Source organism: Nocardioides jiangsuensis (genome assembly GCF_019679455.1).
GTDB classification, from domain to species: Bacteria; Actinomycetota; Actinomycetes; order Propionibacteriales; family Nocardioidaceae; genus Nocardioides_C; species Nocardioides_C jiangsuensis.
On record NZ_JAIEZQ010000002.1, the window covers coordinates 777,505 to 801,150 of the forward strand.

The following is a 23,646-nucleotide window of genomic DNA, read 5'->3' on the forward strand; positions in this document are numbered from 1 at the left end:
CAGAGTCAGGCGGTGCGCACCTTCGCGCGGGCGTTGCGGCGCTTCAGAGCGCGACGCTCGTCCTCGCTCATGCCGCCCCAGACGCCGTGGTCCTGCCCCGCCTCGAGGGCCCACGCGAGACACTGCTCGCGCACCTCGCAGCGTCGGCACACCTGCTTGGCCTCCTCGATCTGAAGGATGGCCGGACCGGTGTTGCCGATCGGGAAGAACAGCTCTGGATCCTCGTCGAGGCACGCAGAGCGGTGGCGCCAATCCATGGCGACGTACTCCTTATCTTGTGCTGTGACCGCCCGCGGGTAAGCCGGTCGGCCTTTCGTGCAAACGTGCATGTGCCTCACGGTTGGTGAACACATGCACGACGACCCGACGTCACCCACAGGATCGGGGCCGACTTCGGGATTTGGGCGCACAGGTCGGGGTCTGGTTCACCCGGTGACCGGCGACATCCACGATGGTTGCAAGAGAAACGAGCGCAGGCAACCCTTTGACCAGGTCGCTTTGGTCACAGGGGTCGACTTCCCCCGGTGGTCTAATCAGGCTACGCCACCGGTACGACGCCGCCGGCGCCGCCCTCCGCTCCCGGCGGCCTGGGTAGGCTCTGCTGCCGTGACCCCCACGCCAGACGACCAGCCCCCGTCCGCCGGAGGACCCGCGCCCCGCCGTACGCAGGGCGCCCCCGCCCCGCTGCTCGTTGCCGCCTCCCTCGTCGCGGTCGAGGCGCTGCTCCTCGTCGTCCAGGGGATCGCGGAGATCGTCGCGGTCTCCGGCGAGCGTGTCGTCATGGGCGTCACCACGTCGCTGTTCTTCGTCGCCTACGGTGCCGGGCTGGCCCTCTGCGCGTGGGCGGTGACCCGCCTCCGGTCCTGGGCCCGGGCGCCGATCGTGGTGGCCCAGCTGATCCAGGTGATGGTGGCGTGGAGCTTCCGCGGCGGCGGCACCACCCTGGTGGCGGTCGGCCTCGGCCTGCTGGCGGTCGTCGTGCTCGCCGGGATCTTCCACCCCGCCTCGCTCGACGCCCTCGCCGACGAGAGCTGAGCCGGACCCCGTCGTACGGCCGGGCCCCGCCGTGGTCCGGCCGGTAGTCAGAAGGGGACGAACTTGCCGCCGTCGAGCGACGGATCCTCGGTGAGCCGTTCGCGCAGGTGCGCCAGCGTCTTGGTCAGCAGCCGGGACACGTGCATCTGCGAGACGCCGATCTCGGCCGCGATCTGCGACTGGGTCATGCCGCGGAAGAACCGCAGGGTGAGGATGTGCTTCTCGCGCGGGTCGAGCTGCTCGAGCAGCGGCTTGATCGACTCGCGGTTCTCGACGTGCTCGAGCGCCTCGTCGTCCTCGCCGATCGCGTCGAGCATGCTCAGCGCGCTGTCCTCGCTGGAGTCGGTGGCGTCGAGGGAGAGCGTCGCGTAGGCGTTGGCCGACTCCAGTCCCTCGATCACCTCCTCGTCGGTGACCCCGACCTTGCGGGCGATCTCCGAGACGGTGGGGGAGCGGCCGAGGTCCTGGGTGAGCTCCGCGGTCGCGGCGGAGATCGACGCACGCAGCTCCTGGAGCCGGCGCGGGACGCGGATCGCCCAGCCCTTGTCGCGGAAGTGCCGCTTGATCTCGCCGACGATGGTCGGTGTCGCGTAGGTGGAGAACTCCACGCCACGGTCGGTGTCGAACCGGTCCACGGCCTTGATCAGGCCGATCGTGCCGACCTGCAGCAGGTCGTCGTACGGCTCGCCGCGGTTGAGGAACCGGCGGGTGAGGTGCTCGACGAGCGGGAGGTGGAGACGCACCAGGTCCTCACGGATCAGTTTGCGGCGTTCCGGGGAGCTCGCCGGGTCGTGCATCTCCGCGAAGAGCTCGGCGCTCCGGGCCCGGATCTCCGTGATGTCTGAGGTACCTGACTCACCGACCACGGCTATCCGCTCTCGCCACTGGTGCGGGACAGGGTGACCGTGAGGGCCTCCCCCTCGACGCGGGCATCGAGGGACGTGGTGAGCGCGGACAGCACGGTCCACGCGAAGCCGTCGCGGCTCGGCGGCCGGGGCTCGTCGCAGTCCGCGGTGACCGCCACGCGCAGCGTCTCGGGGGAGAGGAAGAACGAGCAGCTCAGGTCGGAACCAGGAGTGGCCTGGGGGAGCACGATCGCGCACGCCTCGTCGACGGCGATGCGGAGGTCCTCGATGTCGTCGAGGGTGAAGTCGAGTCGCGCCGCCAGACCAGCGGTCGCCGTACGGAGTACGGACAAGAAGGCGCTGTCGGCCGGGATCCTCAGCTCGACGTCGGGGCGGGTCTCTGCCACGGGGGGTTCCTCTTCAGGCGGCTGTCGCTGTGACTACTAGGTCAGAGAGAGCCTAGACGGGGCCGGGCGTGTGTCGCGCCCGACCCCGCCGTGTCGGTGCACAGAACACCTAGGCCTTCTTGGTCTCCCAGAAGATCTCGGCGATCTCGTCGATCTTGGCGAGCAGGTCGTCGGCCGCCTTGGCGTCCATCGTGCCCTTGGTGCCGGTCGCGCCGGCCAGCTTGGTGGCCTCGTTGAACAGCTGGTGCAGCTGCGGGTACTTCTCGAAGTGCGGGGGCTTGAAGTAGTCGGTCCACAGCACCCAGAGGTGGTGCTTGACCAGCTCGGAGCGCTCCTCCTTGATGATCACCGCCCGGGTGCGGAAGTCAGGGTCGTCGTTGTCGGCGAGCTTGCCGATGATGCCCTTGATGGACTCGGCCTCGATCCTGGCCTGGGCGGGGTCGTAGACACCGCAGGGCAGGTCGCAGTGGGCCTGGACTTCGAGGGTGGGTGCGAACAGACGCGCGAACATCCTTGGTCCTTTCCTTCGAGTACGTGGTAGGTCGAGCACCTGCGACACTACTCCGCGGAGCGGACGCGGATCGAGCAGGGCGGAGCAGGCATCGTGCGGGATGGAGCGGGGTACTCCGTCGGCCTCGCCGTCGTCCGCGGACGGTCCATGCAGCCCACCCTGTACGACGGCGACCGGCTGCTCGTGGTGCACGGGGCGTCCCCGCGCCCGGGGGGACTGGCCGTCGTACGCCTCCCCGACGGCGTGGTCGCGGTGAAACGGGCCACCCGTCGCGAGCCCGGGGGCTGGTGGGTCGAGCGCGACAACCCGCGCGAGGGGGTCGACTCGTGGTCGGTCGGCGCGATCCCCGAGTCGGACGTCGTGGCCCGCGTGCTGTGCCGGGTCTGGCCGCTGCGGCGCCGCTGAGCGGGCCCGCGCCGGGCCGGCGGCCGTGTCCACGAGGAGCCCGGTAGCGGCACCGCACCGACACGGCTGTGCAAGACTGTGAGCCAGGGAGACCCCCGATTCTCAGCAGTTCCGCCGCCTCACCACGCGATGTCGTCGAACTGCTCGTCGTTTCCCCGAGACACGAAGGCTCCAGTCATGGTTGCATCAGCAGCAGTGCCCGATCCCGAGAACCCCCGCACCGGAGACCCCGTCTTCGACCTCCACGTCGGAGGGAAGATGGAGGTCCGGTCGACCGTGACCGTCGCGGGTCGCGACGACCTCTCCATGGCCTACACCCCCGGGGTGGCGCGCGTGTGCCAGGCGATCGCGGACGACCCGGCGCTCGCCGACGACTACACCTGGGTGCCCAACGTGGTGGCCGTGGTCACCGACGGCACCGCGGTGCTCGGTCTCGGCGACATCGGCCCGAGGGCGGCGATGCCGGTGATGGAGGGCAAGGCGGTGCTGTTCAAGCAGTTCGCCGGCGTGGACGCCGTCCCGATCTGCCTCGACACGACCGACACCGACGAGATCGTCGAGACGGTCGCCCGCCTCGCGCCGAGCTTCGGCGGGATCAACCTCGAGGACATCTCCGCGCCGCGCTGCTTCGAGATCGAGCAGCGGCTCAAGGAGCGGCTCGACATCCCGGTCTTCCACGACGACCAGCACGGCACCGCCGTCGTCGTCCTCGCCGCGCTCGAGAACGCGCTGAAGCTCACCGGCCGCCGGATGGAGTCGGCCCGGGTCGTCATCTCCGGCGCCGGCGCGGCCGGGGTCGCGGTGGCCCGGATCCTGCTCGCCGCCGGCGTGCGCGACCTCGCCGTCGTGGACCGGCAGGGCGTGCTCAACTCCGCGCGGGACGACCTGACCCCGGTCAAGCTGTCGCTGGCCCAGGACACCGCCGACACCACCGGCCGCGAGGGTCGCCTCGTCGACGCCCTCGCCGGCGCGGACGTGTTCGTGGGCGTCTCCGGGGGCAGCGTCCCCGAGGAGGCGGTGGCCATGATGGCCCCGGACGCGATCATCTTCGGGCTGGCCAACCCCAACCCCGAGGTGCACCCCGACATCGCCAACCGGCATGCCCGCGTGGTCGCCACGGGGCGCTCGGACTACCCGAACCAGATCAACAACGTCCTCGCGTTCCCGGGCATCTTCCGCGGGGCGTTCGACGTGCGGGCCTCGGCGATCACCGAGGGCATGAAGCTCGCGGCCGCGGATGCCCTGGCCGCCCTCGTGGGGGACGAACTCAGCGAGGACTACGTGATCCCGTCGCCGTTCGACCCCCGGGTCGGCCCGGCGGTCGCCGCCGCGGTCGCCGAGGCGGCGCGGCGCGACAAGGTCGCCCGCCGCTAGCCCTCCACCGCGCCGTCGCGGCCCGGCGGCCGGGTCCCGCGGGCCGGTCGTGTCCCCGCGGACGGTCGCGTCCCGCCCCTCCCCGCTTTGTCCCCGTCTGAGTAAGGTCGACACCATGTTTGCTGTCTACGCAGAAGGCTTCTCCCAGGAGGACCCGCTCTCGGGCCTCGTCGTCGGCGAGCGTCCCGACCCGGACGTCCCGGACGGCTGGACCACGGTCACCGTCAAGGCCGCCTCCCTCAACCACCACGACCTGTGGTCGCTGCGCGGCGTCGGCCTGCGCGAGGAGGCGCTGCCGATGATCCTCGGCTGCGACGCCGCCGGGTACGACGAGGACGGCAACGAGGTCGTCGTGCACGCGGTCATCAGCGACCCGTCCTGGACCGGCGACGAGACCCTCGACCCGAAGCGGTCGCTGCTCAGCGAGCGGTTCCAGGGCACGTTCGCCGACAAGGTCGTCGTACCGAGGTCGAACGTGGTGCCCAAGCCGGCGTCGCTGTCCTTCGAGGAGGCGGCCTGCCTGCCCACCGCGTGGCTGACCGCCTACCGGATGCTGTTCACCCAGGGTGGTCTCAAGCCGGGCGACACCGTCCTGGTGCAGGGCGCCGGAGGTGGCGTGGCCACCGCGCTGATCGCGCTCGCCCACGCCGGCGGGCTGCGCGTGCTCGCCACCAGCCGTGACGAGGCCAAGCGGGCCCGGGCCCTCGAGCTCGGCGCCGACGAGGTATTCGAGAGCAACGCGCGGCTGCCGGTCAAGGTCGACGCGGTCATGGAGACCGTCGGCCGGGCGACCTGGTCGCACTCGATCAAGTCGCTGCGGCCCGGTGGGTCGCTGGTCGTCTCGGGTACGACGAGCGGCCCCAACCTCGACAACGCCGAGCTGACCCGGATCTTCTTCCTGCAGCTGCGGGTGATCGGCTCGACGATGGGGACCCGCACCGAGCTCGCCTCGCTGGTGAACCTGCTCGACGTCACGGGAGTGCGTCCGGTGATCGACCAGACCCTGCCGATGACGGAGGCCAAGGACGGCTTCGAGGCGATGGCCAAGGGCGACCTGTTCGGCAAGGTCGTCTTCACCCGATAGGTTCGCCCGCATGCCTACCCACCTGCTGACCGGGGCCGGCGCCGGGATCGGCGAGGCCGTCGCGTGTGTCCTGCACGACCGCGGGGACCGGCTCGTGCTGCTGGCCCGCAACGACGACCGCGCCGCGGAGCTCGCGCAACGGTTCCCCGGGGCGCGCACCCTCGTCGCGGACCTCGCCGACCCGTCCGGCCTCGCGGCCGCGCTGGCGGGCCAGGAGGTCCCCGGCTCGCTGGACTCGGTGGTGCACGTCGCGGGCGTGGTGGAGCTCGGCCCGGTGGGCGAGCTCTCCGCGGAGACGTGGCGGCTCACCCTCGACGTGAACCTGGTGGCGCCCGCCGAGATCACCCGGCTGCTGCTCCCGGCGCTACGCGCCGCCCGCGGACACGTGGTGTTCGTGAACTCGGGGGCCGGGCTCACCGCGCACCCGCAGTGGTCGTCGTACGCCGCGAGCAAGCACGGGCTCAAGGCGCTCGCGGACTCGCTGCGCGGGGAGGAGCGGGGCCACGGCGTGCGGGTGACCTCGGTCTACCCGGGCCGGGTCGCCACCGGCATGCAGGAGAAGGTGCACGCGCAGGAGGGCAAGGACTACGACCCGGAGGCGTGGATCGTCCCGGAGTCGGTGGCCACGGCCGTGGTGACCGCGCTCGACCTGCCGCGCGACGCGGAGATGACCGACGTGACGGTGCGACCGGGCCCGCGCTGACACCTGGAGGACGCCGTACGGCAGCGGTCGTCCGTGTCAGCGGGCGCTATCGACCGCGCTGCTACGGACGACCCCCCTGCGCTACGGGCCGGCGGGCTGGTCGCGGCAGAGGTCCACGACCAGGTTGCCCGGGCCGCGGAGGTAGGCCGCCTCGGTGCCCCAGTCGGTCCGGAGCGGGCCCAGCAGCAGCTCGGCGCCGGCCGCGGTGGCACGTTCCACCGCGGCGGGTACGTCGGCGACGTACTCGTGCAGGATCACCCCGTCGGTGGCACCCCACGGGACCATCGCGTCCTTGGACAGCATGATCCGCAGGTCGCCGGCCATGACCTCGCCGAACCCGTCCTCGTCGGCGGTCACCGTCCACCCGTAGGCGCGGTGCAGCAGCGAGACAGCGGCGGGTACGTCGTCGACCTGGAGGTCGATCGCGGTCACGGCCACGCGGTCACTCGTCGTCCGGGTCGTCGAGCCGGGCCAGCCAGGTGGCCAGCCGCTCGACGGCCGTCTCGAACTCAGGGTGCGTGTCGGTGAACTCCTGGAGACGGTCGGCCACCCAGGCCAGGGTGACCTCCTCGTCGCCCCGCCGCTTCTCGAGCTCCTCGATCCCGCGATCGGTGAAGTACATCTGCGCGCCGACCGATCAGCTGAAGGCCTGCGTGAGGAGCGCCTTCTGCTCCTCCACGTGGCGGGAGTGCTGGCCCACCGACGGGGAGGACGACTCGGGACGCGACACCCGGTAGAACGGGGTCCCGGCGAGATCGCTGGTCAGGTGCAGCGCCATGTGCGGCCACGCGCCCATGTTGGCGGGCTCGTCCTGGACCCAGCGGATCTCCTTGAGCCTGGGGAACTTGGCCAGCTCGGCCTTCAGCTCCTCGACCGGGCGCGGGTACAGCTGCTCCACGCGCAGGATCGCCGTCGTCGGGTTGTCGCCCTCACGCTTGCGGCGCTCGACCATGAGGTCCCAGGTGATCCGGCCGCTGCACAGCAGGACCTTCTCGACCGCGTCGTTGTCGACCGCGGCGTCGGGGACCACCGGCTGGAAGGTGCCCTCGGTGAAGTCGGCCGGCTGGGAGGCGGCCTCCTTGCGCTTGAGCATCGACTTCGGGGTGAACACGATCAGCGGCCGGTGCTGCTCGCCGAGCGAGTGCTTGCGCAGCAGGTGGAAGTAGCTCGCCGGCGACGACGGCTGGGCGACGGTGAACGCCTCGTCCGCGGCCATCGTCAGGAACCGCTCGATGCGAGCCGAGGAGTGGTCGGGGCCCTGGCCCTCGTAGCCGTGGGGGAGCAGCAGGACGACGCCGGACTGCTGGCGCCACTTGGCCTCACCCGCGGAGATGAACTCGTCGATCACGGTCTGCGCGCCGTTGACGAAGTCACCGAACTGCGCCTCCCAGAGCACCAGCGCGTCGGGACGGGCCACCGAGTAGCCGTACTCGAAGCCCATCGCGGCGTACTCGGAGAGCAGCGAGTCGTAGATGTAGAACTGCGACTGGTCCTCGCTGAGGTTGGCCAGCGGCGTCCACTCGTCGGCGTTGTTCCGGTCGATGATCGTCGCGAACCGCTGCACGAACGTGCCCCGGCGCGAGTCCTGGCCGGCCAGGCGGACCGGGCGGCCGTCCATGAGCAGCGAGCCGAGCGCGAGGATCTCGCCGGTGCCCCAGTCGATCGGGCCGGCGGTGATCGCCGCGGCGCGACGCTGCAGCTGGGGGAGCACCTTCGGGTGCACCACGAAGCCCTCGGGCGCGTTGACGTGGGCGTCGGCGATCCGCTTGAGGACCTCCTGGGAGATCGCGGTGCTGAACTCCCCGGCGCTCTTCTCGGGGTAGTCCGGGACCGTGGTCCACTCCGACGGCACGCTGGTCGCCTCGCGGACCTCGGTGAAGACCCGCTCGAGCTGCTGCTGGTAGTCCCGCAGCACCTGCTCGGCCTCCTCGACGGTGATGTCGCCACGGCCGATCAGGGACTCGGTGTAGAGCTTGCGCACGGAGCGCTTCTGCTCGATGAGGTCGTACATCAGCGGCTGGGTGTACGACGGGTCGTCGCCCTCGTTGTGACCCCGGCGGCGGTAGCAGACCAGGTCGATGACGACGTCCTTCTTGAACGCCTGGCGGTACTCGAACGCGAGCCGGGCCACGCGGATGCAGGCCTCGGGGTCGTCGCCGTTCACGTGGAAGATCGGCGCCTGGACCATCCGCGCGACGTCGGTGCAGTACAGCGACGAGCGCGACGCGGCGGGGGAGGTGGTGAAGCCGACCTGGTTGTTGACCACGACGTGGATCGTGCCGCCGGTGCGGTAGCCGCGCAGCTGCGACAGGTTCAGCGTCTCGGCGACCACGCCCTGGCCGGCGAACGCGGCGTCGCCGTGCACCAGCAGCGGCAGCACCGGGAACTCCGCGCCGCGGTTCAGCATGTCCTGCTTGGCGCGGGCGATGCCCTCCACGACCGGGTTGACGGCCTCGAGGTGGGACGGGTTCGCGGCGACGGAGACCTTGATCTTCGCGCCGGTGCCGGCGGTGAACGCACCCTCGGCGCCGAGGTGGTACTTCACGTCGCCGGAGCCCTGCACGGTGCGCGGGTCGATGTTGCCCTCGAACTCGCGGAAGATCTGGCTGTAGCTCTTGCCGACGATGTTCGCGAGCACGTTGAGCCGGCCGCGGTGGGCCATGCCGATGGTGACCTCGTCGAGCTCGCTCTCGGCGGCGGCCTCGCAGACCTCGTCGATCAGCGGGATCGTGGTCTCGCCGCCCTCGAGGCTGAACCGCTTCTGCCCGACGAACTTGGTCTGCAGGAAGGTCTCGAACGCCTCGGCCTGGTTGAGCTTGAGCAGGATCCGCAGCTGCTCCTCGCGCGGCGGCTTCACGTGCGGCTGCTCGACGCGCTCCTGGATCCAGCGGCGCTGCTCGGGGTCCTGGATGTGCATGTACTCGATGCCGACCGTGCGGCAGTAGGAGTCGCGCAGGATGCCGAGGATGTCGCGCAGCTTCATGAAGCGGCGCCCGGTGCCCCCGAAGGAGCCGGTCGCGAACTCGCGGTCGAGGTCCCACAGGGTCAGCCCGTGCGTCTCCACCTCGAGGTCGGGGTGGCTGCGCTGCTGGTACTCGAGCGGGTCGGTGTCGGCCATGATGTGGCCGCGCACCCGGTAGGCGTGGATCAGCTCGAGGACGCGGGCCTGCTTGCTGATCTCGTCGTCGTGGGTCGCGGAGATGTCCTTGGCCCAGCGGATCGGCTCGTAGGGGATGCGCAGCGCACGGAAGATCTCGTCGTAGAAGCCCTCCTCGCCGAGCAGCAGGTTGTGCAGGCGGCGCAGGAAGTCGCCGGACTGCGCGCCCTGGATGACGCGGTGGTCGTACGTCGACGTGATCGTCATGACCTTGCTGACCGCGTTGCGCTGCAGCGTCTCGTCGGAGGCGCCCTGGTACTCCGGCGGGTAGTCCATCGCGCCGACGCCGATGATCGCGCCCTGGCCCTTCATCAGCCGCGGCACGGAGTGGTTGGTGCCGATCGTGCCCGGGTTGGTCAGGCTGATCGTGGTGCCCTGGAAGTCGGAGACCGCGAGCTTGTTGTTGCGCGCCTTGCGGACGATGTCCTCGTAGGCGGTCCAGAAGGCCGCGAAGTCCATGGTCTCGGCGCCCTTGATCGACGGCACGAGCAGCTGCCGGGTGCCGTCGGGCTTGGCCATGTCGATGGCGAGGCCGAGGTTGATGTGCTTGGGCTGGATCAGGTTGGGCTTGCCGTCGATGACGTCGAAGCCGTTGTTCATCTCCGGCATCTGCTTGAGCGCCTTGACCAGCGCGAAGCCGATGATGTGGGTGAACGACACCTTGCCGCCGCGGGCGCGGGCGAGGTGGTTGTTGATGACGGTGCGGTTGTCGATCAGGAGCTTGACCGGGACCGAGCGGACGCTGGTCGCGGTGGGGACGCTCAGGCTGAGGTCCATGTTCTGGGCGGTGCGGGCGGGGGCGCCGCGCAGAACGGTCAGGTCGGGCTCGTCGCTGGCCTCGGCGCGGGAGGACGGCTCGGGCTCCTTGGGGACCGGCGCGCCGGTCTTCGGGGTGGCCTTGGCCGGGGTCTGGTCGGCGCGCGGGTTGGCGGAGGCGGCGGTCTTCACCGTGGGCTTGGGGGCCGGGGCCGGCTTCGACTCCTGCTTGGCGGCGGGCGCCGCCTCGGTCTTGGCGGGCGCGGCGGGCGCGGACTGAGCCGCGGGCGTGGCCGGTGCGGCGGGGGAGGAAGCCGTCGGCGCGGTGCGCGCCTGGCCGGCGGGCTTGCCGGTGCCGTTCGGCTTGTCGGTGACGTGCTCACCGGGGGTGTAGTTGCGGAAGAAGTCCCACCAGGCCTTGTCCACGCTGTTCGGGTCCTGCTGGTAACGCTCGTACATCTCGTCCACGAGCCACTCGTTGGCTCCGAACGCCGCGAGGGCGTTGTCGACGGGGTTGCCTTGCGAAGATTCGGCCACGGCCTGAATCGCCTCTTCCGCTGCGTCTCTTAGGGTGGGTGTTCGGCATCAAGGCTAGACCTTCCCGGCAAGTTGCTGCAGCCGGGATCGACAGTTGACCATGCGGTGTAGCCAGGCTCACGTCGCACCCGACCCGAGGGATGTGGAAACCACCCGTGATCGCACCCACCCCCGCGCGCTTCCGGCGTGTCGTGGCCGTCCTCGCCTGCGTCGCGTGCCTGCTCGGCACGGCGGCGTGCACGGACGAACCCGGCTCCGCGCCGACCGCCCCCGCGTCGTCGGTGCCGCCCAGCGCCGCCACCGGCCCGAGCACCACGATCGAGGCCAGGCCGGTGCCGCTGGAGGTGGAGGTCGTGCGGGTCGTGGGCAGCCGGATGCGGCTGCCGCAGAAGCAGCTCGTCGAGCGTCAGGTGGCCCGGACGCTGTCGGCGTACTTCGACGCGGCGTACCTGGGCGGTGAGTACCCCCGTACCGACTTCTCGCGTGCGTTCGGCACCTTCACCCGCGGCGCGCAGGCCCGCGCCCGCGCCGACCGCGGCCTGCTCAGCAACGCCCGCAACGGCGGCGACATCGTCTCGGTGCGCCCGGTCCGCAAGCGGGCGCTGCTCGACGTGCTGCTGCCGGGCGAGAACGTCGCCGGGATCACCGCGCGGATCCGCCTGGTCCTCGACGAGGAGCACAAGGACGGCTCGGTGCACCGGCTCACCGTGACCGGCCGGCTGCTGCTCACCCGCCAGACGGGCGGCGGCTGGAAGGTCTTCGGGTACGACGTCGCCCGGTCGGCGGTCCCCACGACGAACGGAGCATCCCGATGAACCGGCCCGCGGAGCTCGTCCGCCGCCTCGCCCACCCGTCCCGGGGCGCGTCACGCCGCCTGCGCACGACGCTGCTGCTCGGCGTGGTGCTGGCGATGACGGCGGTCGTCGTACCCCCGGCCTCGGTGCGGGAGTCGCCGACGTCGCTAATGAAGGTGGAGACCGCCGACGGCGTGGACCACACGCCGGCCGTGGAGTGGGTCCTGCTCCTGGGCTCCGACGCCCGGCCGGGTCAGTCGGTGACCCGCAGCCGGGCCGACGCGATCCAGCTGGTCGGGATCAACACGCGCACCGGCGCCGCGACCGCGATCGGCATCCCGCGGGACTCGTGGGTCGACGTCCCCGGGCACGGCAACAACAAGATCAACGCCGCCATGTACTTCGGCGGCCCGCAGCTGATGGCGCAGGCGGTGGGGAACATGGTCGGCATCCAGCCCGATTACGTGTTCACCACCAGCTTCGTCGGGTTCGCGGCGATGGTGAACGCGATCGGCGGGATCACCGTCTCGTCGAAGTACGCCTTCTCCGACCCGGTCCGGCCGAAGGGGTACGAGGTGGGCCGCAACAAGCTCAACGGCATCCAGGCGATGGTCTTCGCCCGGCTGCGCAAGCCGTTCCCGGGCGGCGACTTCGACCGTTCGGCGAACCAGCAGCGCACGCTGCGTGGCATCCTCGCGCAGGTCCGCTACCACCAGGCCGAGCCCGGCTTCATGGAGCGCGGCGTGATGTCGGTGCTGAACCACCTCGACACCCCCAACGTGCGGCCGGCGGAGCTGTACAACCTCGCGCAGGCGGCGACCCGGATCGACCCCCGCAAGCTCGAGGGCTGCGTGATCGGCGGCCGCGTCGGGTACGTCGGTGCGGCGAGCGTGGTCTTCGCCGACATCGGCCAGGCGCGCAGCATCGCGGCCCGGACCCGCGCCGACGCCACGCTCGACGGCGGCTGCTGAGGCGCCGACCGGACCTCACTTCCTGCGGATCAGCGCCTTCGCGGTGCCCAGCCGGACCGAGATCTCGCCGGCGGTGCCCTCGAAGAGGGTGACCCTGGCGGCGGTGACCCGGATGCTGCGCCGGGTCCGCTCGACCAGGTTCACCTCGACGCGCGCGGTGCCGCCGGGGATCGCGAAGGACCGCGCGTCGCGGGGGATCGCCCGCTCGGTGCCGTTGACGGTCAGCGAGCCGATGGTGGTGCCGGCGGCGTTGACCCGGACCCGGCCGTCGGCGCTCTGGCTGACGTTGGCGCGGCCGGTGACCGCGCCGAGGACCACGGCCCCGTCACCCAGGGCGGCGCGGGTGATGGTCGCCTCGGTCCAGCCGCGGGCTGCCCCGGTGGAGCGCTGGACGCCGTACGCCGAGGCGCGGGCGCCGTCGACGACGAGCGCGTCCGCGTTGCCGGGGTCGGCGCCGGCGAGCGGGCTCCGCCGGACCTTGCCGTGGGTGCCCTCGCAGGGGAGCGGCTGGGTGGCGATCCGGCCGCTCTGGACGATGCCGGCGAGCGCGTCGATCTCGACCGCGGTGGCGCCGCCGCCCATCGGGCCGGCGGGCAGGTCGCGGACCATCTTGCTCCAGCTGCGACCGATCTGGACCTCGGTGCCGTCGGTGAGGGTCACCCGGAGCATGTAGCCGCTGGCCACGCCGATCCCGGCCCGCTCGATGGTGTACGCCGAGCCCTGCCGGACCACGCCGAGCCCGGGGATCGCGATCCTGCCGCCGTTCTCCTGGAGGGCGGCGAGCACGCCATCGATCCCGTCCTGGGCGCCCTGCACGAGGTCGCCGAGGGGGCCCTCGACGGGGGTGTCCTCCGCGACCGTCACCGACACGTCCGAGGAGGAGAAGTCCGTGCTGGCGCCGAACCGGCGGGCACCGTCCCTGCGCCACACGTGGGTGCGGGTCGCGAGCCCGGTCAGCGCCAGCGCGGCGCCGTCGGAGCCGCGCAGCGTGACGTCCGCGATGCGGTTGACCCCGCGGACCCCGACGACCCCGCGCTTGGCCCGGCGGTAGGTGGTGTTGGTGCTGGTCACCGCGCCGATGTCGATCTGCGGGCTCTCCTGCACCGAGGCCACCTTGTTGCCGCGGGTGACCCCGGCCTCCTTGGTGCAGCCGAGCGGGGACCATGCGCTGCGGCCGGACCGCAGGCCGGCGTCGCCGCTGACGACACGGGTGCCGAAGGCGCTGCCCTCGAAACCGTAGGGCGTGACGTACCGCTGGGCCTGGGCAGGCGCGGCGGCGAGGACCAGGGCCCCGGAGAACGTGACCCCGAGGGCGGTGACGGTGGCGGCTGCCCGTGTGAGCAGCCCGATGCGTGCGTTCAAGGTGACTTCCCGTTCACTCGTGACGTGTGGTGCCGAGCGAGCGAGCCGGCCACCCGAGACCGGCGGACCCACGTGCCCGTGCCAGGAGAACGACCGCGCCGTGCAAACGTGACGCTGCGGTCCGGAACTGGCCTGTGACGTCTGTCACGGCGGGAAGTTACCCGCGGGTTCCCGGTGCAAACCGGGCCGAGACCGACGAGTCGGGCGAGGGGAGGAGTGCCGCGAAGCGGACGATTGCGCGCCCGGGGGACAGCGGAGGGGAGAAGTTGCGCGAAACAGCGCGAACGGGGAGAGAAGGAACGGCGCCCCCGGTAGGATTCGAACCTACGCTCCCGCCTCCGGAGGGCGGTGCTCTATCCCCTGAGCTACGGGGGCTCTTAGGGTGCGCGAAGAGCGTACATGACGCGCAGGGCCAAGGTGATTGGGGGCTGCCGATGTCGACCAGAGCGACGCTCCGCGCCCTCGTCGTGGACGACTCCGCGGTGATCCGCGAGCTGATCGCCGTGAACCTCCAGCTCGAGGGCTTCGAGGTCACCACCGCCGCCGACGGGCAGGCCGCGCTCGACCTCGCGGTGGAGCTCGCGCCCGACGTGATCACGCTCGACGTGATGATGCCCCGGATGAGCGGCTTCGACGTGGTGGCCCGGCTGCGCGACGACCCGGCCACGGCGTGGATCCCGATCGTGATGGTCACCGGGCGCGCCCAGGCCGCCGACGTGTCCCGGGGCGAGGCTCTCGGCGTCGAGGCCTACCTGACCAAGCCGTTCGAGCCCGCCGAGCTCGTCGAGGTGGTCACGCGGCTCGCCAGCGACGCGCGCCGCGGCAGCCGCCGGCCCTGATCCACGGGACGGTATCGGGGTGAGTCCCCCGAGGGCTCGCGGATACCCTTGACCGGTGACTCCCGAACAGCTCTCCGACGCCATCGTCGCCGCCCTGACCGCTCTCACCGACGCGGGGTCGCTGACCCTGCCCGACGGCGTGCCGGCACGGGTGGTCGTGGAGCGACCGAAGGTGCGGGAGCACGGCGACTACGCCACCAACGTCGCGCTCCAACTGGCGAAGAAGGCCGGCCTCCCGCCGCGCGAGCTCGCCACGCTGCTCGCCGAGGTGCTCGGGCAGGCCGACGGCGTCGCCTCGGTGGAGATCGCCGGCCCCGGCTTCCTCAACATCCGGGTCGAGGCGGGCGCTCAGGGCGCGCTGGCCGCGCAGATCGTCGCGGCCGGGTCGTCGTACGGCTCCTCGAACCTCTTCGCGGGGGAGAAGGTGAACCTCGAGTTCGTCTCCGCCAACCCGACCGGGCCGATCCACATCGGTGGTGTGCGCTGGGCGGCCGTCGGGGACGCGCTCGGCCGGATCTTCAGCTTCAGCGGCGCCGACGTGACCCGGGAGTACTACTTCAACGACCACGGCGCGCAGATCGACCGGTTCGCCCGATCGCTGCTCGCCAGCGCCAAGGGCGAGCCCACGCCCGAGGACGGGTACGGCGGCCAGTACATCGTCGAGATCGCCCAGGCCGTGCTCGCGAAGGAGCCCGACGCCCTCGACCTGCCCGACGACGAGGCACAGGAGGTGTTCCGGGCCGTCGGAGTGAACCTGATGTTCGACGAGATCAAGAAGAGCCTGCACGACTTCGGGGTCGACTTCGACGTCTACTTCCACGAGAACAACCTCCACGAGTCCGGCGCGGTGAAGCGGGCCATCGAGCGGCTCACCGAGATGGGCAACACCTACGAGGAGGACGGCGCCCTGTGGCTGCGCACCGAGAAGTTCGGTGACGACAAGGACCGGGTGATCGTCAAGTCCGACGGCAAGGGCGCCTACATCTCCGGCGACCTCGCCTACTACCTCGACAAGCGCGAGCGGGGCTTCGACCGCTGCCTGATCATGCTCGGCGCCGACCACCACGGGTACGTCGGCCGGATGAACGCCATGTGCGCCGCGTTCGGCGACCAGCCCGGGGTGAACCTGGAGATCCTCATCGGTCAGATGGTCAACCTGCTCCGCGACGGCGAGCCGCTGCGGATGTCGAAGCGGGCCGGGACCGTGCTCACCCAGGACGACCTCGTCGACGCGATCGGCGTGGACGCCTCGCGCTACGCGCTGGCCCGCTACACGACCGACACCACGATCGACATCGACCTCGAGCTGTGGGCGCGCCAGACGAGCGACAACCCGGTGTTCTACGTGCAGTACGCCCACGCGCGGCTCGCGTCGATCCTGCGCAACGCCAAGGACCTCGGCATCGAGGCGCCCGGCGAGGCCGGCGGGTTCGACCCGTCGCTGCTCTCGCACGAGAAGGAGGGCGAGCTGCTCCGGGCGCTCGCGGAGTTCCCCCGGGTGGTCGCCGCCGCCGCGCAGCTGCGCGAGCCGCACCGCGTCGCCCGCTACCTCGAGGACACCGCGTCGGCGTTCCACAAGTTCTACGACCTCTGCCGGGTGCTGCCCCAGGGCGACGAGGAGCCCACCGACCTGCACCGGGCGCGGCTGCTGCTCGTCGCGGCCACCAAGACCGTCTTCGCCAACGGCCTGCGACTGCTCGGCGTCTCGGCGCCCGAGCGGATGTGATCGCCGGTGCGTGCACACGAGGCCGGATGGGCCCACGCCGAGGGCAACCACCGGGGACCGGCGTGGCTGCGGCAGCCCGCGGACGTCAACGCGCTCGTCCCGCTGCTGTGGTCGGCCACCGCCCGCAAGAACGTTGACGGCGCCCTCGAGGTCGGGGGCGTGGACCTGCGCGACCTCGTCGCCGAGCACGGCTCGCCGGCGTACGTCCTGGACGAGGCCGACTTCCGCGGCCGCGCCCGCGCCTTCCGCGACGCGTTCTCCGACTACGACGTGTACTACGCCGGCAAGGCGTTCCTGTGCACGACGGTCGCGCGCTGGGTCGCCGAGGAGGGGCTCTGCCTCGACGTGTGCTCGGCGGGCGAGCTGGCGGTCGCGCTGCGCGCCGGGTTCGACCCGGCCCGGATCGGCTACCACGGCAACAACAAGACGACCGCCGAGCTGCGCCGCGCGCTCGAGGCCGGGGTCGGCCGGATCGTCGTGGACTCCTTCCAGGAGATCGACCGGCTGGCCAGGCTGACCGACGAGCTCGGCGTCACCTCCGGGGTGATGGTCCGGGTCACCGCCGGCGTCGAGGCGCACACCCACGAGTACATCGCCACCGCCCACGAGGACCAGAAGTTCGGCTTCTCGATCACCTCCGGCGACGCGTTCGAGGCGGTCCGCCGGGTGCAGGCGACGCCCGGCCTGCGGCTGCTCGGGCTGCACTCGCACATCGGCTCGCAGATCTTCGACACCTCCGGGTTCGAGGTCGCCGCCCGCCGGGTGCTCACCCTGCACGCCAGGGTCTCCGACGAGCTCGGCGTGGAGATGCCGGAGATGGACCTCGGCGGCGGCTTCGGGATCGCCTACACGACCCAGGACGACCCCTCCGACCCCGCCCAGCTGGCCACCGAGATCACCAAGATCGTCGAGCACGAGTGTCGCGGGTTCGGGATCGCGGTGCCCGCGCTGTCGGTCGAGCCCGGCCGGGCCATCGTCGGGCCCTCGGTGTGCACCGTGTACGAGGTCGGCACGGTCAAGGAGGTCGCGCTCGACGCCGGCGCCTCCCGCACCTACGTGTCGGTCGACGGCGGGATGAGCGACAACATCCGGACCGCGCTGTACGACGCGGACTACTCCTGCACGATCGCGTCCCGGCGCTCCGACGCCGCCCCGGTCCTCGGCCGGCTGGTGGGCAAGCACTGCGAGGCCGGCGACATCGTGGTCAAGGACGAGTTCGTCCCCGGGGACCTCGCGCCGGGCGACCTGATGGCGGTGCCCGGCACCGGCGCCTACTGCCGCTCGATGGCGAGCAACTACAACCACGCGCTGCGTCCGCCCGTGATCGCGGTCCGCGACGGGGTGGCGAACCTCGTCGTGCGCCGCGAGACCGAGGACGACCTGCTGCGCACCGACGTGGGAGCCTGACGCCGTTCCGGAAGGCGGACGGCCATCTCACGCTGCGGACGAGTTGGCGCCGAACCAGACCGACCTGGGGAGATACCCGAAGATGAATGCCATGGACGGCCAGAGAAATGAGGACACCGTGCGCCCTCCTCTGCGGCTAGCGCTGCTCGGATGCGGCTCGGTCGGCAGCCAGGTGGTCCGGCTGCTGCGCGAGCAGGCCGACGACCTGACCGCCCGGGTCGGCGCACCGATCGAGCTCGTGGGCGTCGCCGTACGGCGCCCGGAGCTGCAGCGTGACGCCGACGTCCCGGCCCACCTGCTCACCACCGACGCGGCGGGCCTGGTCAGCCGCGGCGACATCGACCTCGTCGTGGAGGTGATCGGCGGCATCGAGCCCTCCCGGTCGCTGATCCTCACCGCGCTGGAGAACGGCGCCTCGGTCGTCACCGCCAACAAGGCGCTGCTCGCCGAGGACGGCAGCACGCTGTTCGCCGCCGCCGAGAAGGCCGGCCGCGACCTGTACTACGAGGCGGCCGTCGCCGGCGCCATCCCGATCCTGCGTCCGCTGCGCGAGTCGCTCGCCGGCGACAAGGTGCGCCGCGTGCTCGGCATCGTCAACGGCACCACGAACTTCATCCTCGACAAGATGGACACCTCCGGCGCCGGCTTCACCGAGGCGCTCGAGGAGGCCCAGGACCTCGGGTACGCCGAGGCGGACCCGACCGCCGACGTCGAGGGGTACGACGCCGCGGCGAAGGCCGCGATCCTGGCCAGCCTCGCCTTCCACACCCGCGTCACCGCCGCCGACGTCTACCGCGAGGGCATCTCCGACGTGACCGCGAGCGACGTCGCCTCGGCGCGGGAGATGGACAGCGTGGTCAAGCTGCTCGCGATCTGCGAGCTCACCGACGGCCCGGACGGCCCCTCGGTGTCCGCCCGCGTGCACCCGGCGATGATCCCGCGCAGCCACCCGCTGGCCAGCGTCCGCGAGGCCTACAACGCGGTCTTCGTCGAGAGCGAGGCCGCCGGCCAGCTGATGTTCTACGGCCCCGGCGCCGGCGGCGCACCGACCGCGAGCGCCGTCCTCGGCGACCTGGTGACGGTCGCCCGGAACCGGCTGATGGACGTGCGCGGCGCGGGGGAGTCGGCCTACGCCCAGTGCGAGGTGCTGCCGATGGGGAGCACCGAGACGCGCTACCACGTCGCGATCGACGTCGACGACAAGGCCGGCGTGCTCGCCCAGGTCGCGCACACGTTCGCCGACCACGGGGTCTCGATCAAGACCGTGCGCCAGGAGGGCCGCGGCGTCGACGCGCAGCTCGTGGTGGTCTCCCACCGGGCGGCCGACGCCGATCTCGCGGCGACCGTCGAGGCGCTGCGGACGATGCCGAACGTGCACGACGTCTCCTCGATCATGCGGGTGGAAGGGGACGGCGAGTGACCACGCCGGACGCCCCCGCGGCCGGGGGACACGGCCCGGCGGCCCACCAGTGGCGCGGGGTCATCGAGGAGTACCGCTCCTGGCTCGACCTTCCCGCGGGCACCCCGACGTACACCCTCCGCGAGGGTGGCACGCCGCTCGTCGAGAGCCGCTGGCTCTCGGAGCTGACCGGAGCCGACGTCTGGCTCAAGGTCGAGGGCGACAACCCCACCGGCTCCTTCAAGGACCGCGGCATGACGGTCGCGCTCTCGGTGGCCGTCGGCCAGGGGGCCGAGGCCGTGGTGTGCGCCTCGACCGGCAACACCTCGGCGTCGATGGCGGCCTATGCCGCGCGCGCCCGGGTCAAGCCGCTGGTGCTGATCCCGCAGGGCAAGATCGCCGCAGGCAAGCTCGCGCAGGCGATCGTGCACGGCGCCCAGGTGATCATGGTCCGCGGCAACTTCGACGACTGCCTGCGGATCTCGCGCGAGCTCTCGGAGCGCTACCCGGTCGCGCTGGTGAACTCCGTGAACCCGATGCGCCTCGAGGGGCAGAAGACCGCGTCGTTCGAGATCGTCGACTTCCTCGGCGACGCCCCCGACGTGCACGTGCTGCCGGTCGGCAACGCCGGCAACATCTCGGCGTACTGGAAGGGCTACCTGGAGTACGAGAAGGCCGGCCGCAGCACGCGCAAGCCGCGGATGCTCGGCTGGCAGGCCGCGGGCGCGGCGCCGTTCGTCGTCGGCGGCCCGGTCAGCGACCCCGAGACCGTCGCCTCGGCGATCCGGATCGGCAACCCCGCCTCCTGGCGCCTCGCGGTCGAGGCGGGGGAGCGGTCCGGCGGCCGGTTCCGCGCCGTCACCGACGACGAGATCCTCGCCGCCCAGCGGCAGCTCGCCCACGAGGAGGGCGTGTTCGTGGAGCCCGCCTCCGCCGCCGGCGTGGCCGGGGTGCTGCAGGACGTCGCCGCCGGCGAGTCCTTCCGCGGTACGACGATGGTGGTGACCGTGACCGGTCACGGCCTCAAGGACATCGACACCGCGCTCTCCACCTTCACCGACCTCGTCGACACCGTGGTCGAGGCCGACGTCGACGCGGCGGCAGAGGCCGCCGGGCTGCGGTGACGATGCCGACCTTCGTGACCGGGCCCGTCGAGGTCTCGGTGCCCGCGACCTGTGCGAACCTCGGCCCCGGCTACGACTCGCTCGGCCTGGCCCTCGACTTCCGCGACCTGGTCACCGCGGAGGTGACCGGCGGGTCCGGCGCTCCGGTGATCGAGGTGCGCGGCGAGGGGCGGGGCGAGGTCCCGCTCGACGAGAGCCACCTCGTGCACCGGGCCATGCGACGCGCGTTCGCCGAGATGGGTTGTGAGACGCCGGCGGTGCGCCTGACCTGCGACAACGTGATCCCGCACAGCCGGGGCCTGGGGTCGTCGTCCGCGGCGATCGTGGCCGGCATCTGCGCGGCCCGGGGCCTGGTCGCGGGCGGCTCGCTGCTGATGGACGACGACGCGGTGTTCGCCCTGGCCGCGACCATCGAGGGGCACCCCGACAACGTGGCGCCGGCGTTCTACGGCGGGTTCACCATCGCCCGCGCCGAGGGCGGCACCTTCCACGCGACGTCGGTGTCGGTGGACCCCCGGGTCCAGGTGGTGGTGTTCGTGCCGCCCGACCCGGTCGAGACCAAGGTGGCGCGTGGGCTGCTCCCGGACTCCGTCCCGCACGCGGACGCCGCGGCGAACGCGGGGCGTGCCGCGCTGCTCGTGGCCGCGCTGAGCAGGCAGCCCGAGCTGCTGCACCCCGCCACCGAGGACTTCCTGCACCAGCGCTACCGGGAGCCGGCGATGCCGGCGAGCCTGCGCCTGGTGGACGCGCTCCGGGCCGACGGCGTGCCCGCGGTGGTCTCCGGCGCCGGACCGACCGTGCTCGCCTTCGTCGACGGCTCGACCAGGGCCGAGGTCGAGGCCCGCGTGCCCTCGGGCTGGCAGGTCAGGGCGCTCGCGGTCGACCGGGACGGGGTCCGCGTCACCGCACGCGGCTGACCAGCGCGCCGCGACCCCGGGGAATGAAGAGGCCGCCGCCCGGGTTGTAACCCACAACACCAGCACAGCGAGCAGAAAGTGCTACGCTGCAGATGCGCCACTGGTCGAGCCTCAGCGCTGACCCGAGTCCGGTGCACATTCTTCCTCGCACTTCTCAGTCCTGGATGCAACGGTCCCGTACGGGTCCATGGCGTCCTGGCTCGAAGCAGGAAACCACATCGACACTGGCCCCCGGTGCACACTGGGCAGGCCTGGACGTGGGAAGGACCTCACGTGACGGAAACTACCGAAACCGCCCCCGCGAAGCGCCGCTCCGGCAGCGGACTCAGCGGGATGCTGCTGCCCGAGCTCAAGCAGATGGCGGGCGGCCTGGGTATCAAGGGCGTCGGCGGCATGCGCAAGAGCCAGCTGATCGACGCCATCAAGGCCGCCCAGTCGGGTGGCCAGGCCGGCGGTCAGCCGCAGGGCGCCCAGAACGGTGCGCCGGCCCAGCAGGCCGCCGCTCCGGCGACGGACAGCGCCCCCGCCGAGAAGCCGGCTCGCGCCGCGCGGCAGCGCGCCGAGAAGCCCCAGGCCGAGAAGCCGCAGGGCGAGAAGCCGCAGGGCGAGAAGTCGCAGGGCGAGGCCAGGACCGAGCAGCCCGCGGACCGCGGCCAGGAGCGCACCGAGGACAAGCAGTCCCCGCGCGACGGTGACCGCCAGGAGAGCCGTGGCGACCAGGACCAGGGCGGCCGCGGCGAGCGCAACCGCGACAAGAACCAGGGTGGCGGCGACCGCGGCGACAACCGTGGCGACCGCGATGACAACCGCGGCCAGGGCGACCGCAACCGCGGCGACAACCGGGGTGCCGACAACCGCGGCGACAACCGGGGTGACAACCGGGGTGCCGACAACCGGGGCGACAACCGGGGTGACGACGACGGCGGCAGCCGCCGCAACCGTCGCCGCCGGGGCCGCGACCGCGACCGTGGCAGCGACCGCGGCAGCGACCGCGGCAGCGACCGCGGGAACTACCGCGAGCGCGGCGGCCGCCGCGACGAGCCGGACACGCAGATCCGCGAGGACGACGTCCTCGTCCCCGCGGCCGGCATCCTCGACGTGCTCGACAGCTACGCGTTCGTCCGGACCAGCGGCTACCTGCCCGGTCCCAACGACGTCTACGTCTCCCTCTCGATGGTCCGCAAGTACGGCCTGCGCAAGGGTGACGCGGTCACCGGTCTGGTCAAGCAGCCCGCCGAGGGCGACCGCCGCGAGAAGTTCAACCCGCTCGTCCGCCTGGACAGCATCAACGGCGCCGACGTCGAGTCGGCGAAGTCGCGGGTGGAGTTCTCCAAGCTGACCCCGCTGTACGCCGCCGACCGGCTCCGCCTCGAGACCGAGTCGAACGTCCTGATCACCCGGGTCATCGACATCGTGGCCCCGATCGGCAAGGGCCAGCGCGGCCTGATCGTCTCGCCGCCCAAGGCCGGCAAGACGATGGTGCTGCAGGCGATCGCGAACGCGATCACCACCAACAACCCGGAGACCCACCTGATGGTCGTCCTCGTGGACGAGCGTCCGGAGGAGGTCACCGACATGCAGCGCACGGTGAAGGGCGAGGTCATCGCCTCGACCTTCGACCGCCCCGCGACCGACCACACCACGGTCGCCGAGCTCGCCATCGAGCGTGCGAAGCGGCTCGTCGAGCTCGGCCACGACGTGGTCGTCCTGCTCGACTCGATCACCCGGCTGGGCCGCGCCTACAACCTGGCGGCCCCCGCCAGCGGCCGGATCCTCTCCGGTGGTGTGGACTCGTCCGCGCTGTACCCGCCGAAGCGCTTCTTCGGTGCCGCCCGGAACATCGAGGACGGCGGCTCGCTGACCATCCTCGCCACCGCGCTCATCGAGACCGGGTCCAAGATGGACGAGGTCATCTTCGAGGAGTTCAAGGGCACCGGAAACATGGAGCTGCGCCTGCGCCGCGAGTTCGCGGACAAGCGGATCTTCCCGGCCATCGACGTGGACCAGTCCGGCACGCGTCGCGAGGAGCTCCTGATGAGCAAGGAGGAGCTCTCCATCGTCTGGAAGCTCCGCCGGGTGCTCTCGGGCCTCGACGGACAGCAGGCTCTCGAGCTGCTGCTCGAGCGGCTCAAGAAGACGCACAGCAACGTCGAGTTCCTCATGCAGGTCCAGAAGACCACGCCGATGGCGAGCAACGGCCGCGACGGCGACTGACGCAGCAGCACAGACATCACCGACACGACGGGCGGACCTCCGGGTCCGCCCGTCGTGTTCGTGCACGCGACGCCCCCCC

The 23,646-nt window shown here is 71.7% G+C and carries 22 protein-coding genes and 1 tRNA gene; 14 read left to right on the forward strand and 9 right to left on the reverse strand.

Going from position 1 to position 23,646, the window contains the following annotated elements; translation table 11 throughout:
- Positions 1-5 precede the first annotated feature (5 nt).
- Positions 6-257: a WhiB family transcriptional regulator gene (locus K1X13_RS12290; protein WP_221025332.1), complete on the reverse strand. Its 252-nt coding sequence runs from the start codon at positions 255-257 to the stop codon at positions 6-8.
- Between the two features lie 349 nt (positions 258-606).
- Here K1X13_RS12290 and K1X13_RS12295 point away from each other — a divergent pair, with 349 nt between their 5' ends.
- Positions 607-1,035, forward strand: coding sequence for a hypothetical protein (locus K1X13_RS12295; protein WP_221025333.1), 429 nt, complete (start codon positions 607-609; stop codon positions 1,033-1,035).
- Between the two features lie 47 nt (positions 1,036-1,082).
- Here K1X13_RS12295 and K1X13_RS12300 read toward each other — a convergent pair whose 3' ends face one another.
- From K1X13_RS12300 to sodN, 3 genes are all read right to left on the reverse strand, one after another.
- A complete protein-coding gene (locus K1X13_RS12300) occupies positions 1,083-1,901 on the reverse strand; it encodes an RNA polymerase sigma factor SigF (protein WP_308249532.1) in 819 nt (272 codons plus the stop codon).
- A 2-nt stretch (positions 1,902-1,903) separates the two neighbouring features.
- Positions 1,904-2,287: an ATP-binding protein gene (locus tag K1X13_RS12305; protein ID WP_221025334.1), complete on the reverse strand. Its 384-nt coding sequence runs from the start codon at positions 2,285-2,287 to the stop codon at positions 1,904-1,906.
- A gap of 109 nt (positions 2,288-2,396) precedes the next feature.
- Positions 2,397-2,798, reverse strand: coding sequence for a superoxide dismutase, Ni (gene sodN, locus K1X13_RS12310; RefSeq protein WP_221025335.1), 402 nt, complete (start codon positions 2,796-2,798; stop codon positions 2,397-2,399).
- 93 nt (positions 2,799-2,891) lie between these two features.
- Between sodN and K1X13_RS12315 the strand changes: the two genes are divergently transcribed.
- From K1X13_RS12315 to K1X13_RS12330, 4 genes are all read left to right on the forward strand, one after another.
- Entirely contained in the window at positions 2,892-3,203 is a 312-nt protein-coding gene (locus tag K1X13_RS12315) for a S24 family peptidase (RefSeq protein WP_308249533.1), read from the forward strand.
- A 177-nt stretch (positions 3,204-3,380) separates the two neighbouring features.
- The gene (locus K1X13_RS12320) at positions 3,381-4,577 is read left to right on the forward strand and encodes an NAD(P)-dependent malic enzyme (protein ID WP_221025336.1); all 1,197 of its coding nucleotides are present in this window, start codon (positions 3,381-3,383) and stop codon (positions 4,575-4,577) included.
- A 115-nt stretch (positions 4,578-4,692) separates the two neighbouring features.
- On the forward strand, positions 4,693-5,661 hold the full coding sequence (locus K1X13_RS12325) for a zinc-binding dehydrogenase (protein WP_221025337.1): 969 nt from the start codon (positions 4,693-4,695) through the stop codon (positions 5,659-5,661).
- A 10-nt stretch (positions 5,662-5,671) separates the two neighbouring features.
- A complete protein-coding gene (locus K1X13_RS12330) occupies positions 5,672-6,364 on the forward strand; it encodes an SDR family oxidoreductase (RefSeq protein WP_221025338.1) in 693 nt (230 codons plus the stop codon).
- 81 nt (positions 6,365-6,445) lie between these two features.
- Here the strand turns inward: K1X13_RS12330 and K1X13_RS12335 are convergent, their stop codons facing one another.
- Genes K1X13_RS12335 through K1X13_RS12345 form a run of 3 tightly spaced genes read right to left on the reverse strand, consistent with a single transcriptional unit; the run spans position 6,446 to position 10,814 of the window.
- Positions 6,446-6,802, reverse strand: coding sequence for a VOC family protein (locus K1X13_RS12335; RefSeq protein ID WP_221025339.1), 357 nt, complete (start codon positions 6,800-6,802; stop codon positions 6,446-6,448).
- Between the two features lie 4 nt (positions 6,803-6,806).
- Positions 6,807-6,986 (reverse strand): DUF6104 family protein, encoded by a 180-nt coding sequence (locus tag K1X13_RS12340; RefSeq protein ID WP_221025340.1) that lies wholly within the window; start codon positions 6,984-6,986, stop codon positions 6,807-6,809.
- A 15-nt stretch (positions 6,987-7,001) separates the two neighbouring features.
- A complete protein-coding gene (locus K1X13_RS12345) occupies positions 7,002-10,814 on the reverse strand; it encodes a multifunctional oxoglutarate decarboxylase/oxoglutarate dehydrogenase thiamine pyrophosphate-binding subunit/dihydrolipoyllysine-residue succinyltransferase subunit (protein WP_221025341.1) in 3,813 nt (1,270 codons plus the stop codon).
- A gap of 155 nt (positions 10,815-10,969) precedes the next feature.
- Here K1X13_RS12345 and K1X13_RS12350 point away from each other — a divergent pair, with 155 nt between their 5' ends.
- Both K1X13_RS12350 and K1X13_RS12355 read left to right on the forward strand, forming a co-directional pair.
- Positions 10,970-11,629 (forward strand): hypothetical protein, encoded by a 660-nt coding sequence (locus K1X13_RS12350; protein ID WP_221025342.1) that lies wholly within the window; start codon positions 10,970-10,972, stop codon positions 11,627-11,629.
- Entirely contained in the window at positions 11,626-12,579 is a 954-nt protein-coding gene (locus K1X13_RS12355; protein ID WP_221025343.1) for an LCP family protein, read from the forward strand. Before K1X13_RS12350 ends, K1X13_RS12355 begins: the two co-directional genes overlap by 4 nt.
- A 15-nt stretch (positions 12,580-12,594) precedes the next feature.
- Here the strand turns inward: K1X13_RS12355 and K1X13_RS12360 are convergent, their stop codons facing one another.
- Together K1X13_RS12360 and K1X13_RS12365 are read right to left on the reverse strand one after the other, a co-directional pair.
- Positions 12,595-13,941, reverse strand: coding sequence for a choice-of-anchor P family protein (locus K1X13_RS12360; protein ID WP_221025344.1), 1,347 nt, complete (start codon positions 13,939-13,941; stop codon positions 12,595-12,597).
- A 303-nt stretch (positions 13,942-14,244) separates the two neighbouring features.
- Positions 14,245-14,316, reverse strand: a tRNA-Arg gene (locus tag K1X13_RS12365).
- 59 nt (positions 14,317-14,375) lie between these two features.
- Between K1X13_RS12365 and K1X13_RS12370 the strand changes: the two genes are divergently transcribed.
- The 7 genes from K1X13_RS12370 (at position 14,376) to rho (ending at position 23,567) form a co-directional block, all read left to right on the forward strand.
- Positions 14,376-14,780 (forward strand): response regulator transcription factor, encoded by a 405-nt coding sequence (locus K1X13_RS12370; RefSeq protein WP_221025345.1) that lies wholly within the window; start codon positions 14,376-14,378, stop codon positions 14,778-14,780.
- A gap of 55 nt (positions 14,781-14,835) precedes the next feature.
- On the forward strand, positions 14,836-16,506 hold the full coding sequence (gene argS / locus K1X13_RS12375; protein ID WP_221025346.1) for an arginine--tRNA ligase: 1,671 nt from the start codon (positions 14,836-14,838) through the stop codon (positions 16,504-16,506).
- A gap of 6 nt (positions 16,507-16,512) precedes the next feature.
- Positions 16,513-17,913 (forward strand): diaminopimelate decarboxylase, encoded by a 1,401-nt coding sequence (lysA, locus tag K1X13_RS12380; protein ID WP_221025347.1) that lies wholly within the window; start codon positions 16,513-16,515, stop codon positions 17,911-17,913.
- Between the two features lie 91 nt (positions 17,914-18,004).
- Positions 18,005-19,333: a homoserine dehydrogenase gene (locus K1X13_RS12385; protein ID WP_221025348.1), complete on the forward strand. Its 1,329-nt coding sequence runs from the start codon at positions 18,005-18,007 to the stop codon at positions 19,331-19,333.
- The gene (thrC, locus tag K1X13_RS12390) at positions 19,330-20,436 is read left to right on the forward strand and encodes a threonine synthase (RefSeq protein ID WP_372450698.1); all 1,107 of its coding nucleotides are present in this window, start codon (positions 19,330-19,332) and stop codon (positions 20,434-20,436) included. The genes K1X13_RS12385 and thrC overlap by 4 nt, the downstream gene beginning before the upstream one ends.
- 14 nt (positions 20,437-20,450) lie before the next feature.
- Positions 20,451-21,353 (forward strand): homoserine kinase, encoded by a 903-nt coding sequence (thrB, locus tag K1X13_RS12395; RefSeq protein ID WP_308249534.1) that lies wholly within the window; start codon positions 20,451-20,453, stop codon positions 21,351-21,353.
- Between the two features lie 333 nt (positions 21,354-21,686).
- Positions 21,687-23,567, forward strand: a complete 1,881-nt coding sequence (gene rho / locus K1X13_RS12400; protein WP_221026053.1) for a transcription termination factor Rho — start codon at positions 21,687-21,689, stop codon at positions 23,565-23,567.
- The last annotated feature ends 79 nt before the right edge of the window (positions 23,568-23,646 follow it).